At 62.4% G+C, this 13,859-nt stretch carries 14 protein-coding genes; 8 read left to right on the top strand and 6 right to left on the bottom strand.

Annotation, left to right across the window (positions count from 1 at the left end):
- Positions 1 to 38 precede the first annotated feature (38 nt).
- Positions 39 to 965, top strand: a complete 927-nt coding sequence (locus tag CLV41_RS22285; RefSeq protein WP_103224688.1) for an AraC family transcriptional regulator — start codon at positions 39 to 41, stop codon at positions 963 to 965.
- A gap of 12 nt (positions 966 to 977) precedes the next feature.
- Here CLV41_RS22285 and CLV41_RS22290 read toward each other — a convergent pair whose 3' ends face one another.
- A complete protein-coding gene (locus tag CLV41_RS22290) occupies positions 978 to 1,481 on the bottom strand; it encodes an isochorismatase family protein (protein ID WP_103224689.1) in 504 nt (167 codons plus the stop codon).
- Positions 1,482 to 1,573: 92 nt separating this feature from the next.
- On the opposite strand from CLV41_RS22290, the gene CLV41_RS22295 reads away from it, so the two are divergent.
- The 3 genes from CLV41_RS22295 to CLV41_RS22305 all read left to right on the top strand — a co-directional run bounded on the left by CLV41_RS22295 (position 1,574) and on the right by CLV41_RS22305 (position 4,285).
- The gene (locus CLV41_RS22295) at positions 1,574 to 2,509 is read left to right on the top strand and encodes a GlxA family transcriptional regulator (protein WP_103224690.1); all 936 of its coding nucleotides are present in this window, start codon (positions 1,574 to 1,576) and stop codon (positions 2,507 to 2,509) included.
- Between the two features lie 130 nt (positions 2,510 to 2,639).
- The gene (locus tag CLV41_RS22300; RefSeq protein WP_103224691.1) at positions 2,640 to 3,389 is read left to right on the top strand and encodes a pyridoxine 5'-phosphate synthase; all 750 of its coding nucleotides are present in this window, start codon (positions 2,640 to 2,642) and stop codon (positions 3,387 to 3,389) included.
- Positions 3,390 to 3,499: 110 nt separating this feature from the next.
- On the top strand, positions 3,500 to 4,285 hold the full coding sequence (locus CLV41_RS22305) for a CYTH domain-containing protein (protein ID WP_103224692.1): 786 nt from the start codon (positions 3,500 to 3,502) through the stop codon (positions 4,283 to 4,285).
- A 36-nt stretch (positions 4,286 to 4,321) separates the two neighbouring features.
- Here the strand turns inward: CLV41_RS22305 and CLV41_RS22310 are convergent, their stop codons facing one another.
- The 4 genes from CLV41_RS22310 to CLV41_RS22325 form a co-directional block, all read right to left on the bottom strand.
- Positions 4,322 to 5,131 carry a siderophore-interacting protein gene (locus CLV41_RS22310; RefSeq protein WP_103224693.1) on the bottom strand — a complete coding sequence of 270 codons (810 nt, stop codon included), beginning with the start codon at positions 5,129 to 5,131 and terminating at the stop codon, positions 4,322 to 4,324.
- Between the two features lie 203 nt (positions 5,132 to 5,334).
- Positions 5,335 to 6,360 carry a substrate-binding domain-containing protein gene (locus CLV41_RS22315; RefSeq protein WP_235867229.1) on the bottom strand — a complete coding sequence of 342 codons (1,026 nt, stop codon included), beginning with the start codon at positions 6,358 to 6,360 and terminating at the stop codon, positions 5,335 to 5,337.
- Between the two features lie 58 nt (positions 6,361 to 6,418).
- Positions 6,419 to 7,447: an ABC transporter permease gene (locus CLV41_RS22320; protein WP_103224695.1), complete on the bottom strand. Its 1,029-nt coding sequence runs from the start codon at positions 7,445 to 7,447 to the stop codon at positions 6,419 to 6,421.
- Positions 7,444 to 8,991 carry a sugar ABC transporter ATP-binding protein gene (locus tag CLV41_RS22325; RefSeq protein ID WP_208987674.1) on the bottom strand — a complete coding sequence of 516 codons (1,548 nt, stop codon included), beginning with the start codon at positions 8,989 to 8,991 and terminating at the stop codon, positions 7,444 to 7,446. Before CLV41_RS22325 ends, CLV41_RS22320 begins: the two co-directional genes overlap by 4 nt.
- A gap of 136 nt (positions 8,992 to 9,127) precedes the next feature.
- On the opposite strand from CLV41_RS22325, the gene mtnK reads away from it, so the two are divergent.
- From mtnK to CLV41_RS22345, 4 genes are read left to right on the top strand one after another with little or no spacing between them, the layout of a single operon-like run.
- Positions 9,128 to 10,390, top strand: a complete 1,263-nt coding sequence (mtnK, locus tag CLV41_RS22330) for an S-methyl-5-thioribose kinase (protein ID WP_103224696.1) — start codon at positions 9,128 to 9,130, stop codon at positions 10,388 to 10,390.
- Positions 10,387 to 11,496 (top strand): S-methyl-5-thioribose-1-phosphate isomerase, encoded by a 1,110-nt coding sequence (mtnA, locus tag CLV41_RS22335; RefSeq protein WP_103224697.1) that lies wholly within the window; start codon positions 10,387 to 10,389, stop codon positions 11,494 to 11,496. Before mtnK ends, mtnA begins: the two co-directional genes overlap by 4 nt.
- Positions 11,493 to 12,488 (top strand): sugar-binding transcriptional regulator, encoded by a 996-nt coding sequence (locus CLV41_RS22340; RefSeq protein ID WP_103224698.1) that lies wholly within the window; start codon positions 11,493 to 11,495, stop codon positions 12,486 to 12,488. Before mtnA ends, CLV41_RS22340 begins: the two co-directional genes overlap by 4 nt.
- Positions 12,489 to 12,492: 4 nt before the next feature.
- Positions 12,493 to 13,158, top strand: a complete 666-nt coding sequence (locus CLV41_RS22345; protein WP_103224699.1) for a class II aldolase/adducin family protein — start codon at positions 12,493 to 12,495, stop codon at positions 13,156 to 13,158.
- Between the two features lie 151 nt (positions 13,159 to 13,309).
- Here CLV41_RS22345 and CLV41_RS22350 read toward each other — a convergent pair whose 3' ends face one another.
- On the bottom strand, positions 13,310 to 13,804 hold the full coding sequence (locus CLV41_RS22350; protein WP_103224700.1) for a YHS domain-containing (seleno)protein: 495 nt from the start codon (positions 13,802 to 13,804) through the stop codon (positions 13,310 to 13,312).
- Between the last annotated feature and the right edge of the window lie 55 nt (positions 13,805 to 13,859).

Below are 13,859 nucleotides of genomic sequence, written 5' to 3' on the forward strand. Positions count from 1 at the left end.
ATAATCAGAAATCCGTGATGATTTAGCAAAAGTCCGAAATGTCTGATCCCCTATCCGAAATCATCGCCCTGCTGCGACCGCGCGCGCCCTCCTCCAAACTGGTCGATGCGGCCGCTCCCTGGCGGGCGCGGCGAACCGAAGTCGGGCTGGTCTATTACTGCCTGCTTCTTTCGGGCCGGGCGCGCCTCGAGGTCGACGGCAAGCCGCCACTCGATCTGAAGGAAGGCGATTTCGTTCTGATTCCGGCAACCCAGGCCTACACCATGTCGAGCGTTGACCCCGCTCCTCTGCCCGGATTGGAGAGCCAGCGGCATATGCGCAACGATGGAAGTGTAAGGTTGGGACATCCCGAGGGACCGGCCGGAGAACAGCTTCTCATAGGTCATTGCAGCTTCGGTTCGCCCGATGCCGGGCTTCTCGTCTCGCTACTGCCCGATATGATTGTCGTGCGGGGAGAAAAACGGCTCGGAGATCTTGCGGGGCTGATCCGGGACGAAGCCCGGGCGGATCGCCCCGCGCGGGATATGGTTCTGGAACACCTGCTGCAGGTTCTGATGATCGAGGCGCTACGCTCGGGCGCCGACACCGAGGCTACCCCCGGTCTCCTGCGCGGACTGGCGGACGACAGGCTTTCGAGCACGCTGCGCGCCATGCATGCGGCGCCGGGACACTTATGGAGTGTCGCCGACCTGGCGCGGGAAGCTGGCCTCTCCCGCTCCGCCTTTTTCACGCGGTTCAACCGGATCGTGGGCATGCCGCCGATGGACTACCTGCAGAACTGGCGGATAACGCTGGCCAAACACATGCTAAGAACGCGCCAGAACAGCATTGCAGAAATTGCGGAAAAGGTCGGTTACGGTTCGACGAGCGCCTTCAGCGTCGCCTTTTCCCGCCGCGTCGGCCAGCCGCCGGCCCATTACGCGCGAACGGCTGCGACCGCCATGCAGATGCCCCAGGATGTATAGGGCCAGAAAGATTTAACGCCAGATATCGCCCGAAGCCGCGACCCGCAATTTCGAGGCCAGCGCGTTCAACGCAATCTTGTGCACGGCCTCGGTGGGCGCGGCACACAGGTCGCCTATGACGGTAACGTCGAATGCTTCGGCCGAACGAGACATTGCCGTGAACACCACGCAATTCTGCGTCATCATTCCGCAGATCAGCAGCTCGGTCACCCCTTCCAGATATCCGGCCAGATCCGTGTCCTGAAAGGCATCGGCCACCTGCTTGACCACCACGGGCGCCTCACCGGCAGCCGCCAGGATCACCGGCCGGATCGCGGTTCCGCTTGCGCCGTCTGCGAACAGTCCCGTCGGTGCGTTCGAGACATGCTGCACCAGAACGACGCGCTCCCCGGCTTTTCGAGCCTGGGCGATCGCGGCAACGATGCGCGTCTCCACCTCCTCGGCCTGATACAGCGGCAGGGCACCCCCCTCAAAATAGGCATTCTGGATATCGATCACGAGAAGGGCACGGCGCATCTGTGTAACTCCTTTTGCTGTCCCTCCGCTCTACTGCCTCGATCCGGTGTTTTTCAGTGGCCCGAAGGACATGTTCGGACTAAATTGGGCCAATGCGCATCGCCATCATCGCCTATCAGGGCATCAGCCCCTTCATGCTCTCGACACCGCTTGCTGTTTTCGGCGAACCCTTTCTCGCCAGCGGCCACGACGTGATGGTGTGCGGTGAAAGCAACCGGATCTCGGCGTCGAGCGGCCTCGTCATCGAAACCGCCCATCCGCTTGCGGCCGCCAGCCAGGCGGATGTCGTCATCCTTCCCGGATGGCGCGATAGCGCGGAACCGGTCTCGCCCGCCATCGTGCGGCAACTCCGTTCGGCCCATGAGCGCAACGCCCTCGTCGCCGGCCTGTGCCTTGGCGCCTTCGGGCTGGCGGAGGCCGGACTTCTTGACGGGCGGCGCGCAACGACCCACTGGGCTCGGGTCGCGGAACTCGGCGCGCGTTACCTGGCGGTCCAAATCAATCCGGAGGCGATATATGTCGACGACGGCCAGGTGGTTACCTCGGCGGGTATCGCGGCCGGGCTCGATTGCTGTCTGCATCTGCTTGCCCGCCTGTCCGGCGTTGCCGAGGCCAACCGCGTTGCCCGCCATCTTGTCGTCGCGCCGCAACGGAGCGGCGAACAACCGCAGCTGATCGAACGGCCTGCCCCGGCCACGTCGGCGGAGCGCCGTGTTGCGGATATCCTTGAACAGCTGTGGGCCGATCCCTCTCAAAATCCGTCACTCGACGAGCTGGCTTCGCGCGCCAGGGTCAGCCGCCGCAGCCTGAGCAGGCATATACGCGCGCGCACCGGCGGAAGCCTGGGGGGCTGGCTGCGCCGTGCCAGGATCGCCCGTGCCCAGGATATCCTGCTGCGCGGCGAAAAGGGACTCGAGCGCATCGCGGCCAGAAGCGGTTTTGCCGATGCCCCGTCGCTGCGCAAGGCGTTTCGCGGCGAACTGGGCATGACGCCAACACAATGGCTGGCCAGGCAGCGAATCGGATAAGGCTCAGGACCGGAAACATTGTCCCTAGAGACAATTCCCCGTTTGACATCAATGGCTTTCAAAATAATCTTGCAGGAATGATCCAGACGCTTAAAGCGGACTGGCAACAATTTCATCCGGATTTCCGACAATGGCCGCTGTTTCCCGCCTCTCCGTCAACGTCAATGCCGTCGCCATGTTGCGCAATCGCCGCGACCTGCCCTGGCCGAGCGTCACCGGACTTGCCGCGATTGCCATGGAAGCAGGCGCGAAAGGAATTACCGTCCACCCGCGTCCGGACGAGCGGCACATCCGCAAGACGGATGTCTTCGAGCTGTCCGAACTGATCGAGGACCGGTTCCCGAACAAGGAGCTGTGCCTGGAAGGCTTTCCGACCACGGATTTCATGCAACTGGTCGAGGCGGCCCGGCCGGAGCAGGTCCTGTTTGTGCCGGACGATCCGGAGCAGACCACCTCCGACCATGGCTGGGATTTCTTGAAGGACACCGCAGCGCTTGAAACCGCCATCGCCGCAGCGAAGGAATGGTCGGTGACGGTGTCTCTCTTCTGCGACCCGGATCCCGCCGCGCCGGAACATGCCGCCCGGCTGGGTGCGGAGCGGATCGAGATCTACACCGGCCCCTATGGCGCCTGCTACGACGACACTGACAGGGCCACACGGGAACTCGACAAGGTTGTCGCCGCGGCGGAGGCCGCCCGCGCCTGCGGCCTCGGCGTCAATGCCGGGCACGACCTGACGGTCGACAACATCCCGGCGCTGCTTGCCCGCGCTCCCTTCATCCGGGAGATGTCCATCGGCCACGGCTTCACCGCCGACGCACTGGTTTACGGCTTCGCCGAAAGCGTCAACCGCTTCCGCAAGGCGATGGGCGAAGTCTGAATTCCGCTAATGTCGCGGCACCACAATCTGGACAAGAAGCCTGTGCCTCATTGACCTTTTAACGGGCAAACCGCACTCTGCTCCGGATCACTGCGGAACGGGGCTGCCAGATGAACACCATCACATCCCGCGAATACAAGCTGATCCTGAATTCCGGCCGGTTTCAGGACCGCAACGCCGGCAGCGAGGCCTTTCAGGACCTGATCGATTTTCTCGCCGGACAACTCGGCGGCGAGATCAAGCGGCAGCAAAAGGAAGAGATGCGCCGCACCACCTATCTGGACACACAGGATTTTGAACTCCGCCGCGCCGGATATGCGCTGCGGCTGCGCCATGAGAAAGACGACGACGACTACAAGCTGACGCTCAAGTTCCGCTCCCCTGACCTGATCCTGGCCGAAGATGCCTCCGTTGAGACCACCGACGACAGACGGGCGGAGATGAAGTTCGAGGAAGACCTGATGCCGCCCTTCCGGAGCGTGTTTTCCCGCTCCAGCGCCATCCGGTTCAAGAAGGAGCCGGAGCTTTCAACGGTACATGACGCCACCGGTATTTTCCCGGCTCTCAAGCGGCTGGGCCTGGCGGAAAAAACAAAGCTGCTGACCGTCAACGGCTTCCGGCCGGCCGAAATCTTCCGCAAGCTGTGCAAGGTCGATTTCAGGAAAGCAGACCCGATCAAGCTTGGCTTGAGTTTCTGGTACGCCGGCAACACGGATTACTGGCCCCTGATCGCCGAATGCGCCTTCGATTTCGAATGGGACCCGGCCAGGGAACGGTTCGACCTCGACCAGGTCCGACGCGCCAACGAACTCTTCCGCGTGCTCCAGAAGCAGCCGGGCTGGTTCGACGCCGAAGCCACAACCAAGACCCGCTACGCCTATGAAGGGCTTTTCTGACGCAGAGATCAGGGTACATACTCTAGCGTCCGTACCCTAAGCCTGGACCGCAGCCGCTTCCTCGCGTTTCATCTGCTGGTGCTGGTCCTCGACCATCCCGATCTTCCAGTAACCGGAAATATAGGTGTCGTTCTTCGGCACATTCAGTTCATTATGCAGGTAGTCGCGCAGCGCGCGAATGACCGAGCTTTCGCCGGCAATGCAGGTCTGAACCGTCCCGGACGGCCATTGCAGCGCTTTCACAAAATCAAATTGAGCCGTCGACGGCCTGGAAACATCGGCCTGCACAAGCCAGTGCAGCTCTATTCCGGCAGGTGCGGCTATCTCGCGGATGTCATCAGCCGAGGGCACCTCGAAGACGGTGACCCCACATGCTTCCGCAGGCATCGCCTCGAGCGTCGCTTCCACCACAGGCATGGCGGAAAGATCTGCTGCCAACAGGTACCAGTCGGCGTGGAAGTCGGTGATTTTCGGTTGGCTTGGGCCCAAAAAGCCGAGAAAAGACCCCGGACCCGCGCGCTGTGCCCAGCGCGTCGCCGGGCCGTTGTCCCCATGCGCGACAAAGTCGATATCGAGTTCGAGGCTTTCGGCGCGGAAGGCGCGCACGGTGTAGGTCCGCACCGGATGGATCTTTTCCTCCGGCCCGTCGGGTTCGAAGTAGGCTTCGAAATCCTGCCGGGTTTCTCCGTCGCGTGGCAACACCAGCTTGCAGTTGGCACCTTCATGACCGGAGGGAAAACCTTCCAGTTCCGGGCCCGCGAAAGTGACCCGGATCAGGTTCGGGCTGAGGTAGTGTGTCGACTTGACGCTCAGAAAGCGTGGTCGGCGTTTCGGACGGCTGGCCAATGGGCACCTCTTAAAGCTGAATATATTATTCAGGATTTAGCATTTGCGAGGACGCATTTAAAGACCTGCATCGCAGAGAATTTGAAGACAGTCCGTCACCACTCTTCTTTTCCTACCTCCTGAACCGCAAAAGCCCGGCATCTCTGCCGGGCTTTCGAAGGTTCTTTGCTCATCCGCTTCCGCCGTTCACGGCTGCGGGCGGGTTAGCGCTTGGGCAGCGGGATCCATTCGGCGGTGGAGACATCCGCATGCTGGAACTGCGGCATTTTCTCGCCGAGGTCCGACATGTTCTTCACGTCCTGTTCGTTCAGGAAGTCCTGCGTGATCAGGGTCGGCGGAACGATGACCTGTTTGCCAGGGTCTTCACCTGCCAGCATCAGGGCGAGCGTGCGAACGCTCACCTCGCCGACAACGGCGGGGTTGGTCGCGACCGTCGCGGCCCAGGCGCTGTCCGGTTCGCGCATGGCGGAAATATCCGCGGTCGAAACATCGGCGGAGTAGATCTTGATGTCCTGGCTGAGACCGGCTTCGTCGACGGCGATCTTCACGCCCTTGGCAAATTCGTCATAGGGGGCGAAGACGACGGTGATGGTCGGGTTGGCCTGCAGCACGGATCGGGCCTGATTGGCCACCGAATTGGCGATCGGGTTGTCGAGCGTGCCGAACATGGCCGCTTCCTTGATGCCGACATTCGCTTCCTTGACTTCCTTCCAGGCAACGTCGCGCCGGTCGAGCGGAGCAATGCCCGGCACATAGACATACCCTGCGGTGAAGCTGTCGCCATTGTCCTTGATGGCCTGCTCAAGGGCCAGCTTGCCGAGAAGGTAATCGGACTGCTCGACCTGGGGAATGGCATCGTTTTCGACGTTGACGTCGAAGGCGACGACCTTGATTCCGGCCTCGACCGCACGCTGGGCGGCGGGTTTCATGGATTCCGTCAGCCCATGCTGGATGATGATGCCGTCAACGCCCAGCGCGATCGCCTGATCGACCATATCGGCCTGAAGGGCGGCATCCTGCCTGCTGTCCAGCACGCGCAGGTCCACGCCGAGCGCTTCTGCCTGTTTTTCGACGCCTGAAAGATACGACTGGAAGAAGTCACCGGTGGACAGGTAGCGCACCAGCGCGATCTTCACATCCTCGGGCTTGTCGAACGGAGCCGGCATGTCGGCGGCGAGCGCGGCGCCGCTGCCGGACAGTCCCAGCCCGGCGGCAACCGCGAGCTTCATGAATTCACGTCTCAACATTGTGTATCCTCCCATTTTTCGAACGGGCGCCTTTGCGGCGTCACGCTGTTCTCCTGCCGCCGCGACGCGAGGACAGGTAGAACGTAAAGACAAGGGCGGCGACAAGCACGGCGCCCTTGACGAAGTCCTGCATGTAATAAGGGGCGTTCATCATGGTGAGCCCCTGGAGAAGAATGCCGACGAAAAGGGCGCCCGCCGCCGTTCCGAAGGCGTTCGGACGCGCCGCGCCCAGAACCGCGAAACCGATCAGGGCAGCGGCCACACTATCGAGCAGAAGATTGTTGCCCGACGCGATGTCGCCCCGGCCGAGCCGGGCCGCAAGCAGGATGCCGCCCACCGAGGCAAGCATGCCGGAGATCATGTAGGCGACGATCTTGTAGCGATGCACATTTGTGCCGACCAGGCCGGCGGCCCGCTCGTTGGAGCCGATGGCATACATCAGCCGGCCATGGCGCGTGTAGCCGAGAAACAGCCAGATGATCAGGGCGATCAGCAGGAAGACGACCACGGGCACCGGCAGCAGGCGATCCAGAAAGAGGTCGAACCGGTGCCGCCCCAGCCACAGGAAGGCCGCGGAAAACGTGCCTTCGGCAACCGACCCGTCCGGCAGGTTCATGCCGGTGGCGATGGAATTGCCCTGGGTCGGAATGCGCTGCAGGCCGATCAGAAGGAACATCATCCCCAGGGTGGCCAGAAGGTCGGGAACGCGCATCTTCACGATCAGCAGCCCGTTGATCAGCCCGACAAGGGCGCCCATGGCAAGACACACGACAACCGCCACGAACGCCGACTGTTCCAGGATCACCATCGTATAGGCGGACAGCATGAGCGCGGAGGTCGCGACCGAGCCGATCGACAGGTCGAAGCCGCCGACAACCAGCGTGCAGGTCACGCCAAGAGCCAGAATGCCGGTGATGGCCACCGACTGGAAAATAAACACCGCCGACCGGGCGCTGGCAAAGCCGCTGGCGTAGATGCTGAAGAAAATGGCAAGCCCGCACAGCAGCACGATAAAGCCGTAGCGGATGGCGAGCTCGAGTGCGGACCTGGAGGTGTCGTTGGAATTCATGCCATTGCCTGGTTTGGGGACGTGGGAAGCGGTTGGCCTGAAGCCTGCATCCGGGCCGGGCCGGACACAGCCGCGACCAGATGGTTCAGGTCCACGTCCCTGTTGACGTATTCACCGGCGATCATTGCTTCGTTCAGAACGATGATCCGGTCCGCGATTTCGAGGGCTTCGTCGATTTCCGCGACGAAGACGAGTGTGGTTCGGCCGGCCGCTGTCTGGCGGATATACTTTCCGATATCCCGCCGGGCCCCGATATCCACGCCCTGGAACGGCTCGTCGAGCAGGAGCACGCGCGCGTCTTCAAGCAGCCAGCGGCCAATCATGACCTTCTGCTGATTGCCGCCCGAAAGCGTGCCGATACCGTCCCGCTCGCTCTGGCATTTGACGCCGATCCTGTCGATCATGTCCCTGCTGGCCCGCCGCTGAGCGCGTTCGCTCAGGAAGGAGAACCGGCTGAAAGCCTTCAGGAAGGGCAGCGTCATGTTGTCGGCGATGTCGAAATCCGCGATCACCGCATTCACGCTGCGGTCCTTCGGCGACATGAATACGCCGCTGGCAACGGCTTCCGTCGCACTCGTCGGACGGTACGCCTTGCCGTCGAGAAGGAGTACGCCCTCCGCCGGTTCGGCAAGTCCGAAAAGAACTTCGGCGAGTTCAGTGGTGCCGCTGCCTAAAAGCCCTGTGAAAGCAATGACCTCACCTTCCCGGGCCGTGAAGTTGATAGACGGGCTGTCCTTGAAAAGCCGCAGCTCCCTGGCATCGAGGACGGACTCGCCACCGGCAACCGGATCGATATCGACTTCGGTCATCTGATGGCCGAGCATGGCGTTGACCGCGCCGGTATAATCGAGCGGCTCCGTGTCGAAGACACCTGAAATGGCGCCGTCGCGCATGGAGACGATCCGGTCCGCCACTCGGCGGATGTCGGACATGCGGTGTGAAATGTACAAGATGGCGACACCGTCGGCTCTGAGCCTGTCGATCAGGTTGAACAGACGGTCCGCCTCCGAAGCGGACAGGGACGATGTCGGCTCGTCGAGGATCAGCAGTTTCGGTGATCTTGCCATCGCCCGGGCGATCGCGATCATCTGACGGTCGGCGACGTCGAGATCCGCGACACGGGTGCGCACGTCCATCGTCAGCCCCATGCTTTCGGCGACCGCGCGGGCCTGGCGGCGGAGCTTTCGATCGTTGACGAACAGGCCGACGCCCGGTTCCGTCAGCCGGTCGAGGGTCAGGTTTGTCGCAACGTCGAGATCGGGAATGACACCGTCGTCGATGGACTGATGCACCGTGACGACGCCCTTGGAGATGGCGTCGGCCGCATCTGCCGGCGCATAGGGCACACCGCCCAGCTCGATCCGGCCCGCATCCGCGAAATGGTAGCCGCACAGGATCTTGACCAGCGTCGACTTGCCGGCGCCGTTCGCTCCCATCAGGGCCGTGACCTCGCCTGCGCGCAATTCCAGATCGATGCCGCGCAGCACGTGATTGCGACCGAAGGATTTCTCCAGACCGTTCAGTTTGCAGGTGACGTCTTTCACCTTTCCTCCCAATTTTTGACGAGCTCCTCTCTCGCTGCAATCGTTACAGCACGTAAAATAGCCATTTGTCAACTGAGTTGACTTTTGTGTAATCTTGACTTTTATTCGGGGAAAATCGGGAGGACAGTACAGCAAGATGGACACACCTGAACTCTATCGCCCCTTGACCCCAGAAGAGCTTGGAACCCGCCTGTCGGCAGTGCCCGTGATTGCCGGGCGCGTCGGATCCGATCCGTCCCGATGGACGGTGAAAGAAGTCGGCGACGGCAACCTGAACCTGGTTTTCATCGTGGAAGGGCCGCAAGGCGCGGTGGTCGTCAAGCAGGCCTTGCCCTATGTGCGCCTGGTCGGAGACAGCTGGCCGCTGCCGCTCTATCGCGCCTATTACGAAAACCACGCACTTGTCCGGCAGGCGGAGCGCGATCCGGGGTCCGTGCCGGAGATCTACCATTTCGACAAAGTGCAGGCGTTGATCGTGATGGAGTATCTTTCACCCCACAAGATCCTGCGCCGCAAGCTGATCGACGGTGAGATGGTCGAGGGCCTCGGCGGCTTCCTGGGGCGCTTCTGCGCCCGCACGGCGTTCCGCGGCTCGGAGCTCTCCATGAAGAGCGCCGACAAGAAGAAGGACGTCGGCCTGTTTTCCGGCAATGTCGAGATCCCGGCTATCACCGAGGCGCTGGTTTTCACAGATCCCTATTACGACGCGAAGATGAACCATCACACGCCGGACCTGGATCCCGTGGTGGCCGAACTGCGCGGGAACCCGAAGCTGAAGGCGCGGGCGCAGCGCATGTTCATGAAGTTCGCTTCCAACACGGAAACGATGCTCCATGGCGATCTGCACAGCGGGTCGATCATGTCGACGGAAACCGAAAGCAAGATCATCGACCCTGAATTCGTTCAATACGGACCCATGGGTTTCGATATCGGCATGCTCGTCGCCAATTTCCTGATGGCTTATTTCAGTCAGCCGGCGCATCGCGACGCCGCCGGGCTGGAGCCGTATCAGGAGTGGATTCTCACGATCATCGACGAGGTGTTCGCCTCCTTCGAGACCGAGTTCAGGACCCTCTGGGAGAACGAACGCACTGGCATGCTCTATCCCGCCGCGTTGTTCGAGGACCAGGGCCAGCCCAGCGGTGGCATCTGCGAGGACCTGCTGGCGGACATCCGCACCGACGCGCTCGGCTTCTGCGGCATCGAGATGCACCGCCGCACGCTGTCGCTCGCCCATAATGCCGATTTCGAGGACATCGAGGACACCCAAGTGAGAAGCCGTCTCGAAGCCCGCAACCTGGCCATGGGCGCGGAGCTCATTCTGCGCGCCGGGGAGTTCGGCTCGACAGCGTCGCTTCTCGATCTCGCCCGCCAATTCAATGCAAAGGACATCCTATGAAGGTCAACGGCACACATTACCGCTCGCTTTGGTGGGATGAGGACCAGTCCGCCCTGCAGATCATCGATCAGCGCTGGCTGCCGCACGATTTCCGCATCCAGCAGGTCGATACTCTGCGGGATTTCGCCGATGCGATTGTGGAAATGCGGGTTCGCGGAGCGCCGCTGATCGGGGCGACCGCCGCTTACGGCATGGCGCTGGCCGCCCGGATCGATCCGTCCGACGCCCATCTGGACGAAGCCTTCGAGTATCTCGACAAGACCCGCCCGACGGCGATCAACCTGCGTTGGGCGCTCAACCGCTGCCGCACCCGGCTGAAGACCCTGCCCGAAGACGAGCGTGCCGCAACCGCCCTGAAGCTGGCGCATGAGATTTCCGACGAGGATGTCGAGATCAACCGAAGGATCGGTCTCAACGGCCTGGAGATCATCCGCAAGATCGCGGCGACCAAGCAGGATGGCGAACCCGTCCGGCTGCTGACCCATTGCAATGCCGGCTGGATCGCCACCGTCGACTGGGGCACGGCGACAAGCCCGATGTATCACGCCCACGATGCCGGCATCCCGATCCATGTCTGGGTTGATGAGACCCGTCCGAGGAACCAGGGAGCGCTCACCTCGTGGGAACTCGGCAGCCACGGTATCCCGCACACCTACATCACCGACAATGCCGGTGGTCATCTGATGCAGCATGGCCTTGTCGACATGGTCATCGTCGGCACGGACCGCACCACCCGCAGAGGCGACGTGTGCAACAAGATCGGCACCTATCTGAAGGCGCTGGCAGCCAGGGCAAACGATGTGCCCTTCTATGTGGCCCTCCCCTCCCCGACCATCGACTGGACGGTGGACAACGGCGTCGTGGAAATCCCCATCGAGGAGCGTAACGAGCGCGAAGTCACGCATATTCAGGGTCTGACGGCGGAGGACACCATCGGCCAGGTTCAGGTGACGCCGCCCGGCACGCCTGGCGGCAATCCGGCCTTCGATGTGACGCCGAACCATCTGGTCACCGGTCTGATCACCGAACGCGGTGTTTGCGAAGCGAGCGCCGAGGGGCTTGCCGGTCTGTTTCCCGATCTCGCCAATCTCGAAAAGAGCGCATGACGCCGGGCCCCGGCAGATCATCCCGGTCGGGCGATGCGAAAACCGTCACCCGCACCCGGTCCCAGGACGAGGCGATCATCGAGGTGACCTGGTGCTACTATCAGGACGGCATGAACCAGAACGAGATCGCCGAACGGCTCGGCATCTCGCGCGCGACGGTGGTCAATTACCTGTCCGAGGCGCGGCGACGGGACTACGTCCGGATCACGCTCGACAGCGACATTTTCCGCGACCAGCAACTGGCCCGTGCCCTCGTGGACCGGTTCGGCCTTCGCGACGCCATTGTCGTGCCTTCCTCCCCGGACGGGGCGGACCAGTCGCTCGACCGGGTGACCCGGGTGGTGTCCGACTGGCTGCCAAGCCTGCTGGAGCCGGGCGACCGCCTCGGGGTGGCATGGGGCGAGACCGTCTACCGGGTCGCGGAAGCAGCCCCCCGTGTCACCATCGATGGGCTGACCGTCGTGCAGCTTGTCGGATCGCGGCCCGCCGCGCTTGGATTCGCCGCCGAAACCTGCTCGGCCACGCTGGCGCGCCGCTACGGTGCCCACTGCGTCAACCTGCATGTGCCGCTGCTGCTCTCGGACAAACAACTCGTCGACCGTCTCAAGCAGGAACCGGTGATCCGCGAGCAGCTCGAGGCCGTCGCCGACTGCAACAAGACCATCTTCGCCTGCGGCACCTGCACCGCCGGCAGCCACGTGGTCCATGCAGGGCTGCTCGACCGGTCCGAAGTGGATGCCTGCGCCGAAAAGGGCGCGATCGGTGTCATTTGCGGCCGGCTGATCGATCACGAAGGCAACCCTGTCATGCGGGAGATCGAAAACCGCATGATCGCCGTCACACTCGACCAGATGAAAAACAAGGACATGGGCCTGCTGGTCGGCTCCGGTCCCGAGCGGGCAAAACCCATGCTGGCCGCCATTCGCGGCGGATACGCCACCCATGTCGCCACCTGCTCGCAAACCGCGGCGGAAATGCTGGAGCTCGCGTAAAACCATGCTGAAACCACCCTACCGGGACACGCCGGACCTCAGGCAAGCCATCATCGACGCCTGTCGGGACATGAACCGCCGGGGGATCAACCAGGGCACATCGGGCAACATCTCGGCTCGTGCGGACGGCAGGATGATCATCACGCCCTCGGGCGTCCCCTATGACCGGATGACGCCCGATATGCTGGTGTCCATGCCGCTTGACGGGCAGGGAGAGCCGGAAGGACCTCTGCCGCCGTCCACCGAATGGCAGTTCCACCTGGCGCTGCTGCGGGCGAAGCCGGACATGAACGCCATCGTTCACGCCCATCCGGTGCATTGCACGGCGCTGTCCATCAACCGGGAGGAAATCCCGGCCTGCCACTACATGATCGCGCTGTTTGGCGGCAACACCGTGCCGCTGGCCGGGTATGCCCTGTTCGGCAGCGAGGATCTCGCCAACAACGTGGTCGCCGCCATGCGCGGACGGCATGGCTGCCTGATGGCAAACCACGGAGCCGTGGTTGCCGGCGAGACCCTTGAAAAGGGACTCTGGCGCCTGGAGGAACTGGAAGTGCTCGCCCGCGCCTATATCCTCAGCCGCAGCATCGGCAAACCGCACATCCTCTCGGAAAGCGAAATCGAAAGCGTGCTGGGAGCGGTTCAGAACTACGGGCTGAAATCAACCTGATGACAAGGTCGTAGCCTCACCATCATTCCGGACAATTGAAGCGTGAGCCGAACGACGATCCGGAACAAAATGTGTTACTCGCAGTTGGCCCCGGCGGTAGTAGCCGGGGCGGCGGAAATCTGGAGCGTTCAGCTCTTCAGGCGGAACGCCATCAGTCGCGGATGATCGGTTCCTTCAGGTCTTCCGGCTTTTTCTCGCGGATGATTTCCCAGTTCAAGGTTGCGTTCTCGATGTGGCCGGGAACGTCCTCTTCGAACCGGTCCTGCACCGTCAGGGAATTGTTGAGATAGAGTTTGCCATCGACGATAGACCAGGCTTCAGGCACCACCGGAACCTTGAAGCCCATTGCCGCGCCAAATGCGCAGAAGCCGCCGAACTGCGGGGCGTATTTCGCCGGGTCCGCAACGAAAGCATCGCGGTTTTCGGCGGAGGCGAATTTCCAGGTCACATCGTCATAGTCCGCGGTGAAGGCATCCGATCCGGCGACCGGCTTGCCTTCGGTGAAATAGGCGACCGGATCCGTGCCGCCGATGGCGGCGCCCGACTTGGTGAACGTGGTGATTTCATCGGCTGAAGCAGTGAACGCGGCAGCGGAAAACAGCGCCGTCAGTCCCAGGAGAACGGATTTGGAGGTGTAGAGCGGCATCGGGATCTCCATCAGTAGTGAATATGAACAGGTTCGGGCGCTGGCTCCGCGCTCC

This window comes from Roseibium marinum (genome assembly GCF_002906165.1).
Taxonomy (GTDB): domain Bacteria; phylum Pseudomonadota; class Alphaproteobacteria; order Rhizobiales; family Stappiaceae; genus Roseibium; species Roseibium marinum.

Coding starts and splice junctions, on each gene's coding strand:
- CLV41_RS22350 (WP_103224700.1), bottom strand. CDS start 13,804: ATGCCGCTCTACACCTCCAAATCCGTTCTCCTGGGACTGACGGCGCTG.
- CLV41_RS22305 (WP_103224692.1), top strand. CDS start 3,500: ATGAACACCATCACATCCCGCGAATACAAGCTGATCCTGAATTCCGGC.
- CLV41_RS22315 (WP_235867229.1), bottom strand. CDS start 6,360: ATGAAGCTCGCGGTTGCCGCCGGGCTGGGACTGTCCGGCAGCGGCGCC.
- mtnA (WP_103224697.1), top strand. CDS start 10,387: ATGAAGGTCAACGGCACACATTACCGCTCGCTTTGGTGGGATGAGGAC.
- CLV41_RS22345 (WP_103224699.1), top strand. CDS start 12,493: ATGCTGAAACCACCCTACCGGGACACGCCGGACCTCAGGCAAGCCATC.
- CLV41_RS22295 (WP_103224690.1), top strand. CDS start 1,574: ATGCGCATCGCCATCATCGCCTATCAGGGCATCAGCCCCTTCATGCTC.
- CLV41_RS22285 (WP_103224688.1), top strand. CDS start 39: ATGTCTGATCCCCTATCCGAAATCATCGCCCTGCTGCGACCGCGCGCG.
- CLV41_RS22300 (WP_103224691.1), top strand. CDS start 2,640: ATGGCCGCTGTTTCCCGCCTCTCCGTCAACGTCAATGCCGTCGCCATG.
- mtnK (WP_103224696.1), top strand. CDS start 9,128: ATGGACACACCTGAACTCTATCGCCCCTTGACCCCAGAAGAGCTTGGA.
- CLV41_RS22320 (WP_103224695.1), bottom strand. CDS start 7,447: ATGAATTCCAACGACACCTCCAGGTCCGCACTCGAGCTCGCCATCCGC.
- CLV41_RS22340 (WP_103224698.1), top strand. CDS start 11,493: ATGACGCCGGGCCCCGGCAGATCATCCCGGTCGGGCGATGCGAAAACC.
- CLV41_RS22290 (WP_103224689.1), bottom strand. CDS start 1,481: ATGCGCCGTGCCCTTCTCGTGATCGATATCCAGAATGCCTATTTTGAG.